The sequence below is a fragment of the Streptomyces flavusporus genome (assembly GCF_046267975.1).
In the GTDB taxonomy this organism is placed as follows: Bacteria; Actinomycetota; Actinomycetes; order Streptomycetales; family Streptomycetaceae; genus Streptomyces; species Streptomyces flavusporus.
In genome coordinates, this window is record NZ_CP176503.1 from 628,109 (window position 1) to 644,565 (window position 16,457).

20 protein-coding genes are annotated in these 16,457 nt (G+C 71.4%); 7 read left to right on the forward strand and 13 right to left on the reverse strand.

Annotated elements, in window-relative coordinates; all coding sequences use genetic code 11:
- The first annotated feature begins 64 nt into the window (after positions 1 to 64).
- Positions 65 to 514 (forward strand): nitroreductase family deazaflavin-dependent oxidoreductase, encoded by a 450-nt coding sequence (locus ACKTSN_RS03195; protein ID WP_409474723.1) that lies wholly within the window; start codon positions 65 to 67, stop codon positions 512 to 514.
- Between the two features lie 78 nt (positions 515 to 592).
- On the opposite strand, the gene ACKTSN_RS03200 is transcribed toward ACKTSN_RS03195, so the two are convergent.
- Positions 593 to 1,609 carry a cation diffusion facilitator family transporter gene (locus tag ACKTSN_RS03200; RefSeq protein WP_409474724.1) on the reverse strand — a complete coding sequence of 339 codons (1,017 nt, stop codon included), beginning with the start codon at positions 1,607 to 1,609 and terminating at the stop codon, positions 593 to 595.
- A gap of 109 nt (positions 1,610 to 1,718) precedes the next feature.
- On the opposite strand from ACKTSN_RS03200, the gene ACKTSN_RS03205 reads away from it, so the two are divergent.
- The 3 genes from ACKTSN_RS03205 to ACKTSN_RS03215 all read left to right on the forward strand — a co-directional run bounded on the left by ACKTSN_RS03205 (position 1,719) and on the right by ACKTSN_RS03215 (position 4,427).
- Positions 1,719 to 2,738, forward strand: a complete 1,020-nt coding sequence (locus ACKTSN_RS03205) for a glutathione S-transferase family protein (RefSeq protein WP_409467678.1) — start codon at positions 1,719 to 1,721, stop codon at positions 2,736 to 2,738.
- Positions 2,739 to 2,785: 47 nt separating this feature from the next.
- Positions 2,786 to 3,091, forward strand: a complete 306-nt coding sequence (locus ACKTSN_RS03210; RefSeq protein ID WP_129803329.1) for a DUF4235 domain-containing protein — start codon at positions 2,786 to 2,788, stop codon at positions 3,089 to 3,091.
- Between the two features lie 304 nt (positions 3,092 to 3,395).
- Complete coding sequence (locus tag ACKTSN_RS03215) at positions 3,396 to 4,427, forward strand: 7-epi-alpha-eudesmol synthase (protein ID WP_409467679.1); 1,032 nt, start codon at positions 3,396 to 3,398, stop codon at positions 4,425 to 4,427.
- Between the two features lie 65 nt (positions 4,428 to 4,492).
- Here the strand turns inward: ACKTSN_RS03215 and ACKTSN_RS03220 are convergent, their stop codons facing one another.
- The 6 genes from ACKTSN_RS03220 to ACKTSN_RS03245 form a co-directional block, all read right to left on the reverse strand.
- Positions 4,493 to 5,743 carry a cytochrome P450 gene (locus ACKTSN_RS03220; RefSeq protein ID WP_409467680.1) on the reverse strand — a complete coding sequence of 417 codons (1,251 nt, stop codon included), beginning with the start codon at positions 5,741 to 5,743 and terminating at the stop codon, positions 4,493 to 4,495.
- Complete coding sequence (locus ACKTSN_RS03225; RefSeq protein WP_409467681.1) at positions 5,740 to 6,345, reverse strand: GTP-binding protein; 606 nt, start codon at positions 6,343 to 6,345, stop codon at positions 5,740 to 5,742. The genes ACKTSN_RS03220 and ACKTSN_RS03225 overlap by 4 nt, the downstream gene beginning before the upstream one ends.
- On the reverse strand, positions 6,326 to 6,697 hold the full coding sequence (locus tag ACKTSN_RS03230) for a DUF742 domain-containing protein (protein ID WP_385267627.1): 372 nt from the start codon (positions 6,695 to 6,697) through the stop codon (positions 6,326 to 6,328). Before ACKTSN_RS03230 ends, ACKTSN_RS03225 begins: the two co-directional genes overlap by 20 nt.
- Complete coding sequence (locus tag ACKTSN_RS03235; protein WP_129803323.1) at positions 6,694 to 7,104, reverse strand: roadblock/LC7 domain-containing protein; 411 nt, start codon at positions 7,102 to 7,104, stop codon at positions 6,694 to 6,696. The genes ACKTSN_RS03230 and ACKTSN_RS03235 overlap by 4 nt, the downstream gene beginning before the upstream one ends.
- Before the next feature lie 5 nt (positions 7,105 to 7,109).
- Positions 7,110 to 8,828 carry a sensor histidine kinase gene (locus tag ACKTSN_RS03240; protein ID WP_409467682.1) on the reverse strand — a complete coding sequence of 573 codons (1,719 nt, stop codon included), beginning with the start codon at positions 8,826 to 8,828 and terminating at the stop codon, positions 7,110 to 7,112.
- Positions 8,829 to 9,322: 494 nt separating this feature from the next.
- A complete protein-coding gene (locus ACKTSN_RS03245) occupies positions 9,323 to 10,285 on the reverse strand; it encodes a GlxA family transcriptional regulator (protein WP_409467683.1) in 963 nt (320 codons plus the stop codon).
- A 71-nt stretch (positions 10,286 to 10,356) separates the two neighbouring features.
- Between ACKTSN_RS03245 and ACKTSN_RS03250 the strand changes: the two genes are divergently transcribed.
- From ACKTSN_RS03250 to ACKTSN_RS03260, 3 genes are all read left to right on the forward strand, one after another.
- The gene (locus ACKTSN_RS03250; protein WP_409467684.1) at positions 10,357 to 11,307 is read left to right on the forward strand and encodes an NADP-dependent oxidoreductase; all 951 of its coding nucleotides are present in this window, start codon (positions 10,357 to 10,359) and stop codon (positions 11,305 to 11,307) included.
- A 183-nt stretch (positions 11,308 to 11,490) separates the two neighbouring features.
- The gene (locus tag ACKTSN_RS03255) at positions 11,491 to 11,865 is read left to right on the forward strand and encodes an anti-sigma factor antagonist (protein ID WP_385267617.1); all 375 of its coding nucleotides are present in this window, start codon (positions 11,491 to 11,493) and stop codon (positions 11,863 to 11,865) included.
- A 99-nt stretch (positions 11,866 to 11,964) separates the two neighbouring features.
- Positions 11,965 to 12,627, forward strand: a complete 663-nt coding sequence (locus ACKTSN_RS03260) for a DUF4230 domain-containing protein (protein ID WP_409467685.1) — start codon at positions 11,965 to 11,967, stop codon at positions 12,625 to 12,627.
- Here ACKTSN_RS03260 and ACKTSN_RS03265 read toward each other — a convergent pair whose 3' ends face one another.
- From ACKTSN_RS03265 to ACKTSN_RS03290, 6 genes are read right to left on the reverse strand one after another with little or no spacing between them, the layout of a single operon-like run.
- Entirely contained in the window at positions 12,628 to 14,388 is a 1,761-nt protein-coding gene (locus ACKTSN_RS03265; RefSeq protein WP_409467686.1) for a complex I subunit 5 family protein, read from the reverse strand.
- Positions 14,388 to 14,735, reverse strand: coding sequence for a sodium:proton antiporter (locus tag ACKTSN_RS03270; RefSeq protein WP_409467687.1), 348 nt, complete (start codon positions 14,733 to 14,735; stop codon positions 14,388 to 14,390). The genes ACKTSN_RS03265 and ACKTSN_RS03270 overlap by 1 nt, the downstream gene beginning before the upstream one ends.
- Positions 14,735 to 15,487 carry an MnhB domain-containing protein gene (locus tag ACKTSN_RS03275; RefSeq protein ID WP_409467688.1) on the reverse strand — a complete coding sequence of 251 codons (753 nt, stop codon included), beginning with the start codon at positions 15,485 to 15,487 and terminating at the stop codon, positions 14,735 to 14,737. Before ACKTSN_RS03275 ends, ACKTSN_RS03270 begins: the two co-directional genes overlap by 1 nt.
- The gene (locus ACKTSN_RS03280) at positions 15,484 to 15,744 is read right to left on the reverse strand and encodes a hydrogenase subunit MbhD domain-containing protein (RefSeq protein WP_409467689.1); all 261 of its coding nucleotides are present in this window, start codon (positions 15,742 to 15,744) and stop codon (positions 15,484 to 15,486) included. The genes ACKTSN_RS03275 and ACKTSN_RS03280 overlap by 4 nt, the downstream gene beginning before the upstream one ends.
- On the reverse strand, positions 15,737 to 16,189 hold the full coding sequence (locus tag ACKTSN_RS03285) for a monovalent cation/H+ antiporter complex subunit F (RefSeq protein ID WP_409467690.1): 453 nt from the start codon (positions 16,187 to 16,189) through the stop codon (positions 15,737 to 15,739). The genes ACKTSN_RS03280 and ACKTSN_RS03285 overlap by 8 nt, the downstream gene beginning before the upstream one ends.
- Positions 16,186 to 16,368, reverse strand: coding sequence for a hypothetical protein (locus ACKTSN_RS03290; RefSeq protein ID WP_409467691.1), 183 nt, complete (start codon positions 16,366 to 16,368; stop codon positions 16,186 to 16,188). The genes ACKTSN_RS03285 and ACKTSN_RS03290 overlap by 4 nt, the downstream gene beginning before the upstream one ends.
- Between the last annotated feature and the right edge of the window lie 89 nt (positions 16,369 to 16,457).

The following is a 16,457-nucleotide window of genomic DNA, read 5'->3' on the forward strand; positions in this document are numbered from 1 at the left end:
GTTTAGCCTCGGTACCAGTGAGCCGTGTCTGACGGCTCCGGAACGCGACGATGGGACGGTGGCCATGCCTCTTGAGGGTGAGTACGAACCCAGCCCGACGCAGTGGGTGCGCGAGCAGGTGGAGCTGTACGAGAGTTCCGGCGGTACCAAGGGAACGACCCTGCAGGGCACCGCGATGCCCGTCATCGTGCTCACCACTCGGGGCGCGAAGAGCGGCAAGATCCGCAAGACTCCGCTGATGCGCGTTGAGCACGAGGGGCGGTATGCCGTCGTCGCTTCGCTGGGCGGGGCGCCCAAGCACCCGGTCTGGTACCACAACGTCAAGGCCGACCCGCGCGTGGAGCTCCAGGACGGCCCGGTCAAGCGGGACATGACAGCCCGCGAGGTCACGGGCGCGGAGAAGGCCGAGTGGTGGGAACGCGCCGTGGCCGCCTATCCCCCGTACGCCGACTACCAGACGAAGACGGACCGCGAGATCCCGGTCTTCGTCCTCGAACCGGTCGACGGGGACTGATCCCGCCGTCTCCCGGAGAAAATTCGCAGATTGTCGTGCCCGGGGTGCATGAAGCGCCGTACGGCGGGCACTCGCAGTTCAGGCCCCGCCGCGTTCCCCCGTCGCGGCGGGGCTTTCGCGTGTCTCCCGCGCGGGCCGGTCGGTCACATCGAGGAAGATCTGGTCCGCCTCGGGAACCGTGCGGGCGATCGACCGCTTGATGCGTACGGCTACCTCCTCGACCCGTTCGCTGTCCAAGCCGGGCACCAGGTCGATGCGGGCGGCCACCAGCGTGGAGTCGATGCCGGTCTTCATCGTGAGCAGCGCCTCCACGCTGTCGATCTCGGGTTGCGCCTGCAGCAGCGCCCGGATCCTGCCGCTCGCCTCCGGGTCGGCGGCCTCGCCTATCAACTGGTCGCGCGCGTCCCGGCCCAGCCGGTAGGCGACGTAGACGAGCAGCGCGCCGATGGCGAAAGAGGCGGACGCCTCCCACACCACCTGACCGGTGGCCATGTGCACCGCCATGCCGGCGAGGGCGAGGGTCACCCCGAGTACCGCGGTGCCGTCCTCGGCGATCACCGTGCGCAGGGCCGGATCGCGCAGGCCGTCGGCGGCGCCCTGCCCGTGCAGCTGGTACAGGGCCCGCAGTAGGGAGACGCCCTCGGCGAGCAGGGCGACGCCGAGCACGATCATGCCGGCCACATAGCCGCCGAAGCTGTCCTCGGTGTCCCTCCTGAGCGCCTCGAAGCCCTGTAAGAAGGAGAAGCAGCCGCCCATGACGAAGATCCCGACGGCCGCCAGCAGTGACCAGAAGAACCGTTCCTTGCCGTAGCCGAAGGGGTGACGCCGGTCGGCGGGGCGACGGCTGCGGCGCAGGGCGGCGAGGAGGAAGACCTCGTTCATGCTGTCGGCCACGGAGTGCGCGGCCTCGGACAGCAGGGCGGGGGACCCGGCGACGAGTCCGCCGACCGTCTTGGCGGCCGCGATCACCAGGTTGGCCGCCAGCGCCACCAGCACGGTCAGGCGCGTCCTGCGGTCGGCCTTGGGCGTCTGCCCGCGGTCCGGCGTGCAGTCCGGGGCGCGGTCGTGCTGTGTGTGCGTGGTTGTCCCGCTCATCATCGCCGACTGCCCCGGTCGGCGCGGGTCACACCGTGCTGTGAGCGGAAAGGGGGGAACTCGGGGAACCAGGTGGTCAGTACATGCCCCCTTGGGAAGGAGACAGGTCATGAGTGCCGGGGGCGACGGCAACAGCGCGTACGGCAGGAAGTCGTTCCGGCGGTCCAAGAGCCACTTCGCGGACCGGATCACCGCGGACGGCCGGGACGGCTGGCCGGTGGCCGCGGCCCGCTACCGGCTGGTCGTCAGCCGTGCCTGTCCATGGGCGAGCCGGGCGGTGATCTCCCGGCGACTGCTGGGGCTGGATGCCGCTCTGTCGCTGGCCATCGCCGATCCGATCCAGGACGACCGCAGCTGGCGCTTCACCCTGGACCCGGACGGACGGGACCCGGTGCTCGGCATCCGCTATCTCAGCGAGGCCTACGACAAGCGGGAGACCGGCTACCCGGGCGGCGTCAGCGTGCCCGCGATCGTGGACGTACCCACCGGGCAGCTGGTCACCAACGACTACCAGCAGATCACCCTGGACTTCGCGACCCAGTGGACGTCCCTGCACCGGGAGGGAGCACCCGACCTGTACCCGGAGCGGCTGCGCGACGAGGTCGACGAGGTGATGGCGAACGTCTACGAGGACGTGAACAACGGTGTGTACCGGGCGGGCTTCGCCACCGGGCAGGCGGAGTACGAGGCCGCCTGCTCGGACGTCTTCCGGCGGCTGGAGCTGCTGACGCCACGGCTGGCCCGGCAGCGCTATCTGGTCGGCGACACGATCACCGAGGCGGACATCCGGCTGTTCACCACGCTGGTCCGCTTCGACGCGGTCTACCACGGCCACTTCAAGTGCAACCGCTGGAAGCTGACGGAGAACCAGGTGCTGTGGGCGTACGCACGCGATCTCTTCCAGACGCCCGGTTTCGGGGACACCGTCGACTTCGACCACATCAAGCGGCACTACCACCAGGTGCACACCGGCATCAATCCGACCAGGATTGTGCCGCTGGGACCCGACCTGTCCGGCTGGCTGACCCCGCATCACCGCGAGGAACTCGGCGGCCGTCCGTTCGGGGACGGCACACCGCCGGGGCCGGTCCGTCCGGGTGAGGAGGTCCCGGCCGCCGGCCGTCCCTGAACCATGCAGCCGGCGCAGCCCGTACACCGACAACCGAGGAGACCACGGTGGCCAAGAAGAGCAAGAAGAAGAAATTCCCCCTCGCCTACCAGCCGGTCGGATGGGTGCTGGGCTATGCGGGTGGTGCGCTGGCGGGCCTCGCCTTCCGCAAGACGTGGATGGCGCTGCGGCACGAGGAGGACGCGCCCGACGCGCTGGACCCGGACCGCGGCTGGGGGGAGATCCTGCTGGCCGCCGCCATCCAGGGAGCGATCTTCGCGGCGGTGCGCAGCGCGGTGGACCGCACGGGTGCCAAGGCCATCGCGCGCTCGACCGGCGTATGGCCGACCAAGGAGAAGGGCGGCCGGGACTGACTCGGCCGACACGGCGGCGACCGGCACGGCGCGCCTCAGCATGGGGCCGTAACCACACCTTCGGTCCCGGTACGCGTCGGTGTTACCGGTGTGGGGCGAGGGAGTATACGCAGCTCAAGTGGCTTGAACAGTAACCCAGATCACGGCCGGGTCACGGTGTAGATCATTTACGCTCGGGGCAGCCTCGTACCGCTTCTCGGGTCAACTTTCGGCCAGGGAAGCTCAGTTCGAGGGCGCGGGCGGTCGCGCGACCGCCCGCTCGCAGGGCGGGGGGACTCTGCGTTCCGTTCCCGAAAGGAAGCGCATGCCTCAGGACGTCCGTTTCGACCTGCCCTTCACGACCCCTGTCAGCAACCATCTGGAGTACGCCCGCGAGCGCCATCTGCGGTGGGTGTGGGACATGGAACTGGTGCGCAGCGAGGCCGGGTTCGAGGAGTACCAGTCGTGGGACCTGCCGCAGGCCGCGGCCCGCACCTACCCGTACGCCTCGGCGGACGACATGGTCGTCCTGATGAACTGGTTCTCGCTGGCCTTCCTCTTCGACGACCAGTTCGACGCGAGCCGGCCCGACCGTGCCGACCGGATCGCGGAGGTCGCGCGCGAGCTCATCGTGACGCCGCTGCGCCCGGCGGGCAGCCGGCCACGAGTGCTCTGTCCGATCACTGTGGCCTGGTCCGAGGTCTGGGAACGGCTCTCGGATGACATGTCCCTGACATGGCGGACGCGGTTCGCCACCTCCTGGGGACGTTTCCTGGCCTCGCACGTCGAGGAGGTCGACCTGGCCGCGCAGGGCCTGGCCGGGTCCCTGGAGCTCGACGCGTACGTCGCGTTCCGGCGCCGTACGGTCGGCATCCACCACAGCATCGACGCCGGTGAGCGCAGCCGCCGCTTCGAGGTGCCGGCGCAGGCGATGGCGCATCCACTGATGGAGCGGATGCGGGATCTGGCAGCGGACACCATCGGTTTCATGAACGACATCCACTCCTTCGAACGCGAGCGGCGCCGCGGCGACGGCCACAACCTCATAGCCGTGCTGCACCGCGAGCGCGGCTGTTCCTGGCAGGAGGCGGCTGACGAGGCGTACCGCATGACGGCCGGCTGTCTCGACGAGTACCTCGAGCTGGAGTCCGACGTCCCGCGGATGTGCCAGGAACTCGGCCTCGAGGAGGACGAGCGGGCCCGGGTGGGGATGGGTGTGGAGGCCATCCGGCACTGGATCAACGGCAACTACGAGTGGGCGCTGACCACCGGCCGGTACGCGGCGGCGAAGGAAGGCCCCGTGGCCACCGCCGAGTTGGCCGGGCGGGGGTCGGTGGACGACCTGCTGGCCGTGTGACCTTCTGATGGTTGTTGCCCGGTCGGCTCACCCGACCGGGCAACGGTGCTAGGGCCGGACAGGCCCTAGACGGGGAACTCCACCGGCAGACGGTCCAGCCGTGACTCCCAGGTGGAGGCGGTGGAGGTCAGCTCCTCCGGCGGCACCGCCAGGCGCAGTCCCGGCAGCCGGTGCAACAGGACGTCCACGGCGATCTCGATGATGGACTGGCCGATGTTCTGCCCGGGGCACTCGTGCGGGCCGGCGCTGAACGCCAGATGGGACTGGTTGCCCTGCACCGACACCTCCTCGTCGGGCCGGACCTCCGGGTCGACGTTGCCCGCCGCGAGGCCGAGGACGAGGAGGTCGCCTTCCTTGACCGGGCAGCCGCCGAGTTCCAGGTCGGCGGTGGCGAACCGCCCCGGCAGGACGGCCAGCGGCGGGGTGTCCCACATGACCTCCTCCACCACCGCGGAGACGGTCAACTGCCCGCTGACCAGACCGGAGAGCCGGGAGACGTCGGTGAGGACGAGTTGCAGCACCCGGGCCAGCAGATTGCTGGTCGTGGTGTGCCCGGCGATCAGCACCAGTCGCAGATGGCTGACGACTTCGTCCGTGTCCAGAGCGGCGGGGTGCTCCAGCAGGGCGGTGGTGAGGTCGGCTCCGGGTTCGGTGCGCTTGCGCTCGGCGAGTTCACCGAGGATCTGCCTGATGCGCTCGTCGTGCACGACGGCGTCCTCGCCGCCCTTGAGCACCTGGGCGCTGGACTCGACCAGTCGGCGCCCCTCCCCCTCGGCCAGCCCCAGGACCCGGGTGAGGATGAGCATCGGCAGATACTCGGCGTAGTCGGCCACCAGGTCAGCGCTGCCGGCGTCCGCGAACGCGTCGATCTGCTTGTTGGCGAAGTGCGTGGCGTGGCGCCGGATCCCGCGCGCGGTCGCGGCCTGCAGCCCGTCGGTGACGGCGCCGCGCAGCCGGCGGTGTGGTTCGCCGTCCTGGGACACGCAGTCGGGGCGCCAGCCGACCATCGGGATCAGCGGGGAGGTCTCCTCGACGCGGCCCTCCCGCCAGTCCCGCCAGATCCGGGCGTCCCGGGTGAACTGGCGGGGGTTGTCCAGCACCCGCCGGTTGTCGCGGTAGCCGAGGACCAGCCACGCCGGGATGTCACCCTCGAGCAGGACCGGCGCGACCGGGCCGTGCTCCTTGCGCAGCCGCTCGTAGATGCCGGCCGGGTCGGTCGCCGCCTCCGGCCCGTACAGGCGGGTCAGGTCGGCGGAACCGTGGGCGACGGGGCACCCGCGGGGGGCGTCGAGACCGTTTAAGGTCTGGTCGTTCATCGGGACTCCACTGCGACGGCCGAGCGTTCCTTCAAGTGACGTATCAGGGCGACGAGTACGTCACGGCTGGAGGTCCGGTCGCGGGCGTCGCAGGCCACGATCGGGGTGTGCGGGGAGATGTCGAGGGCGTCCCGGATCTCCTCGATCGGGTGTTCCTTGGAGTCCGGGAAGACGTTCAGGGCGATGACGAACGGGACGTTCTGCCGCTCCATCTCCTCGATCGCGCGGAAGCTGGAGGCGAGGCGGCGGGTGTCCACCAGGACGACCGCGCCGAGTGCGCCCTTGAACAGGCCGTTCCACAGGAACCAGAACCGCTCCTGGCCCGGGGTGCCGAACAGGTACAGGACCAGGCTGTCGTTGAGGCTGATCTTGCCGAAGTCCAGGCTGACGGTGGTCTCCGTCTTGTCGGCGACGCCGATCAGGTGGTCGACGTCGGCGCTGGCCTGGGTGAGGGTCTCCTCGGTGGTGAGGGGCTTGATGTCACTGACCGACCGGACCATGGTGGTCTTCCCGGTGCCGAAACCGCCGGCGATCATCACCTTCACCGAGCGGGTGTCCCCGGCCGCCGGCCGGCCGGGTCGGTCAAAGCCGTTCAAGTCCACTGAGTACCTCCTCAAGGAGCGCGAGGTCGGGCCCGCGACCGGCGTCGTGCGCCGGGATGGGGTCACGGGCTTCGACGCGGCCTGCTTCGAGCAGGTCCGCCAGCAGCACCGCGAGAATGTTGAAGGGCAGTTGGAGATGGGCGCCGAGTTCGGCCACCGACAGCGGCTCGCGACAGCGCCGGAGGATCTCCGCGTGCTCGTGCTGCATGCCCGGGGCGGGGGCGGCTCCGGAGACGATGAGGGTCGCCACGTCGAGACTCGACGCCGAACCGCCCGGTCCGCTGCGCCCTCCGGTGAGGACGTAGTAGCGCTCGAGACCGGACGGGTCCGTCGGCCGGCGGGGAGCACTCATCCAGAGTGCTCCTCCAGGCGCGGAGTGGTGCCGAGGAGCTCACCCATTCTGCGGGCCAGATCCCTCATCTGATGTCCGAGCAGGCCCTGGTCGAGGCCTTCGCGGGCGAGGACGCCGAGGTACGTCTCCAGTCCGGCGCGGACGACGAAGAGGTGACCGCCGTCGACCTCGATCATCGCCAGCCGCAACTGCCCCGCGTAGGTGGGGAACTGCTCGGCGACCGGCTGGGCCAGGGCCTGCAGGCCGGCCACCACGGCCGCGAAACGGTCCACGTCGTCGGGGTCGTCGGCGCCGTAGGAGGTGATGGCCTTGCCGTCGCTGGAGGCCACGAGGGCGAAGCGGATCTCCTGGATGCTCTCCACCAGATCGCGGAGCGCCCAGCTCACGTCGGTTCCCTGTTGCGTCATGGGGACTAGTCACTCTCTTCGGTGCGGTGCTCTGCGGACTCGCGTACGGCGGACGACTCGCGGTCGTCGGACGCCTCGGGTCCCCCGGAGGTCTCCCGGCCGGCCGTGGCGAACGCGGCCAGGCCGGTGAAGGAGGTGTCCGGCGGGACGGCGGAGACGGTGGTCTCCTCGGTCCGCCCGGTACGTCCGGCCGGTTTCGGCACGGCCGTGCCACTCCGGCTGCTGCGGCGGCGCGGCAGTCCGCCGGGCGTGGTGTCCGGTGCGTCGGCAGGTTCGGCCACGGACTCGGCGGTGACCTGCTCCTGGGCCGGGGCGGCCGGTGCCGTGGCGGACGCGGCGGCCGGCGCGGCCGTGGGCAGCGGACTGAAGTACTTGTGCGGGACCACGACGACCACCGAGGTGCCGAGCCAGGGCGAGTCCGCGAAGGTGACGCGGATGCCGTAGCGGCGGGCGAGGGCGCCGACGACCCGCAGGCCGATGTTGGCGTCCTCGGAGATGCCGCCGAGGCCCGGACCGGCCGCGGTGCCGGCGAGGGCGTCCTCCGCCTCGCGCTTCTTCTCGTCGCTCAGGCCCTTGCCGGAGTCCTGGATCTCGATGCCGACACCGTTCGGCACCTCCTTGCCGGAGACGATCACCGGCTCGGTGGGCGGCGAGTAGCGCGTGGCGTTGTCCAGCAGGTGGGCGAAGACCAGCGTCAGGTGGTCCACCAGGCCGCCGTCGACGCCGAGTTCGGGCAGGTGGCGCACCTCGACGCGGTGGAACTCCTTGATCCGGCCGATGCCGCCGCGGACCACGCTGAGCAGGCGCTGCGGCTCCTGCCACTGCCGGCCCGGCCGGTCGGAACCGCCGAGCACGCCGATGCTGGCGGCGAGACAGTCGGCGGGGCCGATCGCCTGGTCGAGCTCCATCAGGCCGCGCGCGACGGCCGGCAGCCGGCCGTGCTCGCCCTGCATCTCGTGCAGCCGGCCGCGGAGCTTGCTGGTCAGGACGTGGATGCGGTTGCCGACGCTGATCACGGCCTGCTCGGCGGAGGTGGAGCGGTTGAACTCCTCCTCGACGCCGATCAGGGCGGTCCGCAGCACCTTGCGCAGATCGGCCTGGAGTTCGGGAGCGACCTTGGCGCACTGGTTGACGGAGGGCAGCAGGTCGTCGATGGCGTCACCGGCGCGCAGCCGCTTCAGCGCGTCGGGGAGCTGTTCGTTCGCCAGCCTGGCCACCGCGGCCTGCTGGTGGGCGAGTTGCTCCTGCCAGCCGGCGGTCTGCTCGGCGAGCTGCGCCTCGTGGCTGCGGGCCTGCTCGGTGAGCTGCGCCTGATAGCCGTCGGCCTGCTCGGTGAGGCGTCCCTCGTAGCTCTCGGCCTGCTCGCCCAGCCGCGTCTCGTACGCCCGTGACTGATCGGCGAGTTGGGCCTCGTGGGCGGCGCGCTCGGCGGAGTGCTTGCGCTCCAGGCCCGCCACATGCTGCTGCCACTGCTGCGAGTGCTCGGCCTGCGAGGTGCGGAAGCTGCCCTCCGCGCGGCGCAGTTGCGCCTGGGCGCGGATCAGCAGCCGTACGCACACGGAGCTCATCGCGGTCGCCGCGGCTCCGGCGACGGCCGCGGTTAATCGCTCCGAGCTCATGAACGTGGCGGCAACCGTTCCTCCTCCTAAGGCCAGTGGCATCAGCCACCAGCTGTACCAGGCGACAGGGGCCCGCGCCGCCGGGGGCGGAGTGGCGAGTTCCATCTGCATCCTTCGAAGCAACACGATCGAACGGGGGGGTGTGCATAGGGGGGTGTGCAAGGGGACCGCACTCATGAGTACGCACCGTGAGCCGACCCGTCGCGATCGCGTCAACTCGCAGCGCCGGACGGGAGCTTATCTGGTTCCAACCCGAAAGGATCAACCTCAGCGGGTGTGCGAACGTGAGGGTTCAGTCACTCTCCGCCAGGAGGGCGTTAATCGACATATTTCCTTTGCGCGCCCGGCCGGCGCCGGGCGGCGGGCGAGGAGACGGGCGTCAGCCGCGGAAGGCCGGTCCGAGCGGCCGCCTCAGCGTCACGGAGTGCGCGCCGAATCCGTGCCGCTCGCAGAAACGGACCGCGTCCGTGTTCGCCGAGTAGGCGGTCACCTCCGCCTGCTCGGCGCCCCGCCCGGCGGACCGGGCGAGAAAGTCCGAAACCAGACGTGCGCCGGTGAGCCGGGACGATAGGGGGCCCCCGCGCGAGCGCAGCCGAGCGTCAACGTGTCGTCTGGAACGTCCGCCGGTACGTCTGGGGTGACACGCCGATCGCCGTGTGCAGGTGCTGGCGCAGGGACGCGGCTGTGGCGAAGCCGACCTGGCCGGCGATCGTGTCCACGGGGAGGTCGCTGGACTCCAGCAGGTGCCGGGCCCGGGCGACGCGTTGCTGGATCAGCCAACGGCCGGGGCTGAGGCCCACCTCGTCGTTGAAGCGGCGGGCGAAGGTGCGCCGGCTCATCCGGGCGTGGGCCGCGAGGTCGTCGAGGGTCAGCGGTTCGTCGAGGCGTTCGAGGGCCCAGGCGCGGGTGGCGGCCGTGCTCGCGGCGCCGGACTCGGGGACGGGCCGCTCGATGTACTGCGCCTGCCCGCCGTCCCGGAACGGCGGCACCACGCAGCGGCGGGCGACCGTGTTGGCGAGTCGGCTGCCGTGGTCCTTGCGCACCACATGCAGGCAGACGTCGATGCCGGAGGCTGCTCCGGCCGAGGTCAGGACGGGGTCGTCGTCGACGAAGAGCACGTCCGGATCGAGGTCGATGTGCGGGAACCTGCGCCGGAACTCGTCGGCGAGCTGCCAGTGGGTGGTGGCCCTGCGGCCGTCCAGGAGCCCGGCCGCGGCCAGCACGAAGGCGGCGGTGCAGATGGAGACGATGCGGGTGCCGGAACGGATCCGGGCGAGCGCGGCGGCGACCTCGTCCGGGAGGTCGGTGGAGACGGACTCCGGTGCGATGGGCGCGACGACCACGGTGTCCGCCGTGCCCAGGGCCTCGGGGCCGTGTTCGACGGTGACGGTGAAGTCGGCGTTGGTGCGCACCGGGCGGCCGTCGACGGTGCAGGTCAGCACCTCGTACCGGCCGTCGGCGGCGCCGAAGATGCGCGCCGGGATGCCGAGCTCGAAGGGGTAGACACCGTCGAGCGCGAGGACCGCGACCCGGTGCGTCTGCCGATTGCCACTGCCACGCATGGCACGATCCTATCGAAGGTTGGCAATCTTGCCATTCTCCCAGCGGGCCGACCGCGGCAGGCTGGAGCACCATGAGCGATGTGAACACCATGCGAGCCATCAGTCAGGATGTCCTCGGCGGGCCCGAGGTACTGAAGGAAGTGCGGATCGAGCGGCCGGCCCCACGGCCGAACGAGGTCCTGGTCCGGGTGCGGGCCGCCGGCGTCAACCCGACCGACTGGAAGCACCGCGCCTCCGGCGGCTTCCTGGGGCAGCCGCCCTTCGTCCTCGGCTGGGACGTGTCCGGCGTGGTCGAGGCGACCGGGATCGGCGTCGCCCTGTTCAAGCCCGGCGACGAGGTTTTCGGCATGCTGCCGTACCCGTTCGGTCACGGCTCGCACGCCGAGTACGTCACCGGCCCGGCCCGCGCCTTCGCGCTGAAGCCCGCCGGGATCGACCACGCGCAGGCGGGCGCGCTGCCGCTGGTCTCGCTGACCGCGTGGCAGGCGCTGGTGGAGCGGGCGGACGTGCAGCAGGGACAGCGGGTGCTGATCCATGCCGCGGCCGGCGGGGTCGGGCATGTGGCGGTGCAGATCGCCAAGGCCCGGGGCGCGTATGTGATCGGCACGGCGAGCGCGGGCAAGCACGACTTCCTGCGCGAGATCGGCGTGGACGAGGCGATCGACTACCGGACGACCGACTTCGCGGAGGCGGTGCGGGACGTCGACGTCGTACTGGACACCATCGGCGGCGAGACCGCCGTGCGCTCGCTGCACGTGCTGCGCCCCGGCGGGCTCGTGGTCTCGATCCTGCCGGTCGGTTCGGACGACTTCTACGAGGAGGCCGAGCGGCTCGGCGTCCGGGCGGTCCGGATGCTCGTCGACGCCGACCACACCGGCATGAACGCCATCGCCGGGCTCGTCGAGGACGGCCGGCTGCGCGCGACGATCGCGGGCACCTTCCCACTGGCCGAGGCCGCCAAGGCCCACGCGCTCGGCGACACCGGCCGCACCACCGGGAAGCTGGTCCTGCTGGTCGACTGACCGCCGCCTCCTGCCACTCCGCCCTGCCCTGCCCTGCCGGAGCCTTCGAAACACGAATGAACTCAGGCTCAATTTCGATGACATATGTCAATCGAACATGCTGAAATTCATTCTATCGAAGGTAACTTGCAGGGTGGGGCCCGCAGTTGTGGGCTCGTCAGGCCGCTTGGAGGCGAGGTCGTCGTGGGGCAGGAGGCTGCGCCGCTCACCCGGCATCTGCGCGTCCACCAGGAGCGGGGGCACACGGTCCTGGAGTTCCGCGGGGAGATCGACATGCTCTCCGCGGCGGAGATCCTCCCGCACCTGGACGAGGTGACGGCGCGGCCCGCCCCCCGCATCGTGATCGACCTCAACAGGGTCGAGTTCTTCGACGCCTCCGGGTTGCGTCTGCTGTACCGGGCCCGCAGCCGGGTCCTCGCCCACGACGGGCAACTCCACCTCGTCTGCACCCACCCGCTGACCCTGCGCGTCCTGCGGGTCACCGGCCTGTCGCGGCTGCTGCCGCCGCAGCCGACGCTGGACGCGGCCCTCCCGCGGCCCGGGACACCCGCCGTCTGACTGGACGGCGCTCCCCCTCATCAGTCGTACATCGGTCAACCATGCGGTGCGGCAAGGGATTTGAGGGGCATGTGGACAGGAGGAAGGAGGACCGTCGCCATGACGACTTCCATCAAGCGCCTCCCCCGGCGCCTGCCCCGCTGGGCGAAGGTCGTGAGCGCCGTCGTGCTGGTGCTCGTCGTGCTGTTCGCCGGGATCCGGCTGAGCGTGCTGCCGGGACTGAGAGACCTGTTCGGCACCGAGACGCATGACCGCTCGGGTCCGGCCCTGCTCAAGTCGATCCAGGACATCAGCCGTTACGACGCCGCCTCCGGCAACTTCCAGGTCGTCGTCGATCTGGAGAAGGACACCAAGTACCTGCCCGACGCGATTCGCGGCACCCGGACCCTGTACGTCGGCGCGGGCACCGTCGACGCCTATGTCGACCTCGGCAGGATCGGCGAGGACGACGTGACGGTCGACGAGGACCGTACGTCCGCCACGCTCCGGCTGCCGCACGCGGCACTCGGCGAACCCGCCCTCGACACCGACCGCTCCTACGCCGTGTCCAAGCAGCGCGGTCTGCTCGACCGGCTGGGCGATCTGTTTTCGGACAACCCGAACAGCGAACAGGCCGTGCAGCAGCTCGCGGTGCGGCACATCCGTGCCGCGGCGAAGGAGAGCGAGCTCACCGAGCGGGCCGAGTCCAACACCACCGGCATGCTGGAAGGCCTGCTGGGCTCCCTCGGCTTCAAGGAGGTGCGGGTCACCTACGGAACCTGATCAGGTGGCCGGGACGCCGGGCAGGGTGAGCACGCCGAGCAGCGTGGCGCCCACCAGCAGCCAGGCCACGTAGTCCCCGACGTGCCCGGACTGCAGGCGCCGCAGGGGCAGCGCCCAGTCCGGGGCGGCGAGCAGCTTCGGGCGGGTGACGGCCACGGCGGCCAGGCCCACGGCCAGCAGGGTCGACACGAAACCCAGCAGGATGCCGAGCGGTGTCCAGTGCACGGCGACGACGGCCCCGCCGGAGCCGGCCTCGTTCACGGAATACGCCACCATGTCGCCGAAGCCGGGGGTCGCCCCGACGGCAAGGGCTCCCGCGAGCAGCAGCGCCGGGACGGCCGTCATGGTGTCGGGCACGAAACCGATCCGTCCACGGGTCTCGGGCTCCTCCCCGGAGCCGGTCGTCTCGTACTCCCCCGCCTCCGGCGGCGGGGGCCCGAGGCCGAGGAACACACGCGCGGCTACCCGCAGTACCGCGCCCGCCGTGACCGCCGAGGCGAGCACGTACAGCACGGCGAGCGGGCCGCCCGCGGCCTCCTCCGTGACCGACTTGCCGAGTGCCGTGCCGAACGGCGGCAGCCCGGCGAGGCCCAGGGCGCCGACCGCGAACAGCACGGCGACACCGCGCAGTTGCCGGGCTCGCCCGTGCAGGGTGTGCTCGTCGACGGTGCCGTGGCGGTCGAGCAGGATGCCGGTGCAGGCGAACAGCGCGGCCTTCACACCGGCGTGGCCGAGGACGTACAGGGCGACTCCGTCGTCCGCCTCCGGGGTCAGCACGCCGATGCCGATCAGGAACAGACCGGTGTGGGCGACGGTCGAGTAGGCGAGCAGGCGTTTGATGTGCCGCTGGTACCAGCACATCACGGCGCCGACGGCCGCCGTCAGCGCGCCCACCGCGACGAGGACCCGTTCCAGGTCGGCCGCCGGGATTGCGCCGGGACCGGCGAACACGGTCCCGTACACCCGCCAGACGCCGTAGACGCCGAGTTCGACCATGACGCCCGACAGCAGCATGCACACCGGGGTCGGGGCGACGGCGTGGGCGTCCGGCAGCCAGAAGTGGAAGGGCACGGCGGCGGCCTTGACCAGCAGCCCGGTCAGGACGAGGACGAAGCCCGCGAGGACCAGCGCATCGGGCCCGCCGTGCGCGTCCAGTCCGCGGCCGATCTGCACCATGGCCAGCTCACCGGTGCGCGCATACAGCAGCCCGATGCCCATCAGCATGGTGTACGCGCCCAGGGAGTTGACGACGCCGAAGGTCAGCGCACCCTGCACGGCCCTGGCCTCCTCGACGCGGTAGCCGGTGAGCGCGTACGCCACGACGCTCATCAGCTCGAAGAAGACGAACGCGTTGAACAGGTCGCCGGTGATCGCGAAGCCGCACATGCCGGCCTGGAACACCAGCATGAGCGCGGGATAGGAGCCGGCGTGCCGGCGGGGCGGTTCGTCGAAGTAGTGCCAGGAGTACACCAGGGCGGCGAGCGTGAGCAGCGAGGCGAGCGCGGCCATGCCGAGGCCGGGTCCGTCGCCGACCAGGACGATGCCGACGCTCTGCCCGTTCACCGGCGTCCAGCCGCCGACCCATTCGGTCCTGGGCGGCGAGGAGTTGAGCAGCAGCAGGACGGCGAGCGCGGCGGTGCCCCCGGCGACCAGGCAGCCGGCCGTCTCGGCGACGACGCGGGGCAGCCTGCGGCCCGCGGCGACCAGCGCGGCGGCGCCTAGCAGAGGGACGGCGACGAGGAGCGGCAGCAGGTGGTGCATCAGCCGCGCAGCTCGGAGAGCTTGTCGGGGTCGACCGTGCCGTGCCGCTTGGCGGTCTGCATGACCAGCGCGAGCAGCAGGGCGGTGACGGTGGCGCCGACGACCACGTCGGTGAGGGCGAGTGCCTGGACGACCGGGTCGACGACCGGACGGGAGCCGGGCTCGGTGTCGGAGTACACCGGAGCGGTGGCACCGTCGCGGTAGCCGACGGCCACCAGCAGCACGTACGTGGCGGCCTGGCAGACGGACAGACAGCCGACGGCGTGGATCAGATTGCGGCTGGTGGCCAGCCCGTGGCAGCCGGCCAGGAAGACCCAGGCGGCGACCAGGTACGGCAGTACGTCCATCACAGCGGCCTCACGTCCTCGTTCTCCTCCTCGATCTCGACGGCCTGGTCCAGGAAGCGGGCGAGCAGGACGACGACCGCGCAGGCGACCTCCATGCCGATGGCCGCGTTCAGCAGCGGCACGGTGCCGCCGGAGGACAGCGTGTTGAACGTGCCGTACGGCAGCAGGGTGTTGGCGAGGAAGGCGGTGCCCGCGAGGACACCCGCGAGGCCCAGGACGAGGTAGGCACAGGCGGCGGCCGCGTCGCCGACCTCGTACAGGCCGACCGGCCGGATGCGTTCCAGGGCGCGGTAGTCGGCGCCGAGGTAGAGCAGATGCAGGGCGGTCGCGGCGACCACGCCGCCCTGGAAGCCGCCGCCGGGGCTGAGCTGGCCGTGTGCGATGACGTAGAGGCCGGTGAGCAGGGCGACGGGCAGGACGATCAGGGCGTAGCGGCGTACCGGCGGGTCCACGTCGGCGGGTTCGGGCCGGGCGCGGTGTTCGTCGCGGGTCTGGCGGAGCAGGACGACGCAGCCCAGCACGGCGGCGAACAGGATGCTCAGCTCGCCGAGGGTGTCGAAGGCGCGCTGGTCGAAGTTGACGGAGGCGATGGTGTTGGCGGTGTGCCGGTCGAGGGACTCGCGCACGGCCCGGTCGCCGTACGGGTGCCTCTCGCCGCCGAAGTCCGGCATCTGCAGGCAGGCGGCGACGAACAGCGCGGCGAGTCCCGCGCCGCCGACGGCCACGAGCCACAGCCGGGCGCGCCGGTTCACCTCGCCCGCCCCTTCTGCTGTGCGCGCCGCCTGGCCTTGCGGACGGTGAGCAGCAGCAACAGCGGTGTGACGGCGGAGCCGACGGCCAGTTGCGACAGGCCGACGTCGGGCGCCTGGAGCGCCGTGAACAGCACGGCGAGCACGACGCCGAGGACGGACAGGACGAGGGCCTGGCGCACCGGGTCGCGGACCGCGACGGCGAGGGTCGCGCCGGCGGCCACGAGCAGCAGCGCGATGACGACGACCGCGTCAGCCACGGCGGACCTCCCGGAATCCGCCGGCGGCCGCGCGTGCGGCGACGAGGTTCCCGCCGATCAGCAGCGCCCCGGTCATCAGGAGCTTGACCGTCTGGCGGCCGGGCCCGGTCGCCGCGCACAGCGCCAGGACGACGGTCGCGCCGAGGCCGGCGGCCGCCCAGGTCGGCCACCGGGCGGGCGGTGGGTCGTCGGCCAGTTCGCCGGCCAGCAGCCGCGCGAACACGAGGGTGCCGACGGGGCCCAGGACGGCGAGGACCAGCGCGAGGTCGACGTACGACGGACGGTCGTAGCCCTGGGAGAGCAGCAGCAGACCGGGGCAGGCGAGGGCGGTGGACAGGTTCTGGGCCGCGACGCGGTGGCTGAGCGGTCCCGTGGCCACGCCCCACAGGGTGGCCGCCAGACCGACACCGAGCGTGACGGCCGCCGCGAGTGTCCAGCCGTTCACGATCCGGTCACCGCCCGTCGCGCGGCGCGTGCCGCGAGGGCGGACACGCCGGCGGAGCCCGCGCCCACGGCGAGCTCCAGGGTGTCGACCGCACTGACGAGGACCAGCCACAACCCGGTGAGCGCCACCCACCAGGCCAGTACCTCGGCCACCACGAGCAGAGTCGTACGCCGGGTCATGGGCGGCCACCTCCGCGGCTCGTCGTGTCACGCTGTGTCATCACGCCGTGTCATCAAAGCATCAGCCCGGGTGGAGGCACGGGCGGCGC

Excerpts from the sequence above, each read along its gene's own strand:
- ACKTSN_RS03240 (WP_409467682.1), bottom strand. The coding sequence starts at position 8,828 with ATGGAACTCGCCACTCCGCCCCCGGCGGCGCGGGCCCCTGTCGCCTGG.
- ACKTSN_RS03265 (WP_409467686.1), bottom strand. The coding sequence starts at position 14,388 with ATGCACCACCTGCTGCCGCTCCTCGTCGCCGTCCCTCTGCTAGGCGCC.
- ACKTSN_RS03235 (WP_129803323.1), bottom strand. The coding sequence starts at position 7,104 with ATGACGCAACAGGGAACCGACGTGAGCTGGGCGCTCCGCGATCTGGTG.
- ACKTSN_RS03245 (WP_409467683.1), bottom strand. The coding sequence starts at position 10,285 with ATGCGTGGCAGTGGCAATCGGCAGACGCACCGGGTCGCGGTCCTCGCG.
- ACKTSN_RS03205 (WP_409467678.1), top strand. The coding sequence starts at position 1,719 with ATGAGTGCCGGGGGCGACGGCAACAGCGCGTACGGCAGGAAGTCGTTC.
- ACKTSN_RS03195 (WP_409474723.1), top strand. The coding sequence starts at position 65 with ATGCCTCTTGAGGGTGAGTACGAACCCAGCCCGACGCAGTGGGTGCGC.
- ACKTSN_RS03290 (WP_409467691.1), bottom strand. The coding sequence starts at position 16,368 with ATGACCCGGCGTACGACTCTGCTCGTGGTGGCCGAGGTACTGGCCTGG.
- ACKTSN_RS03200 (WP_409474724.1), bottom strand. The coding sequence starts at position 1,609 with ATGAGCGGGACAACCACGCACACACAGCACGACCGCGCCCCGGACTGC.
- ACKTSN_RS03250 (WP_409467684.1), top strand. The coding sequence starts at position 10,357 with ATGAGCGATGTGAACACCATGCGAGCCATCAGTCAGGATGTCCTCGGC.
- ACKTSN_RS03230 (WP_385267627.1), bottom strand. The coding sequence starts at position 6,697 with ATGAGTGCTCCCCGCCGGCCGACGGACCCGTCCGGTCTCGAGCGCTAC.
- ACKTSN_RS03270 (WP_409467687.1), bottom strand. The coding sequence starts at position 14,735 with ATGGACGTACTGCCGTACCTGGTCGCCGCCTGGGTCTTCCTGGCCGGC.
- ACKTSN_RS03220 (WP_409467680.1), bottom strand. The coding sequence starts at position 5,743 with ATGAACGACCAGACCTTAAACGGTCTCGACGCCCCCCGCGGGTGCCCC.
- ACKTSN_RS03215 (WP_409467679.1), top strand. The coding sequence starts at position 3,396 with ATGCCTCAGGACGTCCGTTTCGACCTGCCCTTCACGACCCCTGTCAGC.
- ACKTSN_RS03260 (WP_409467685.1), top strand. The coding sequence starts at position 11,965 with ATGACGACTTCCATCAAGCGCCTCCCCCGGCGCCTGCCCCGCTGGGCG.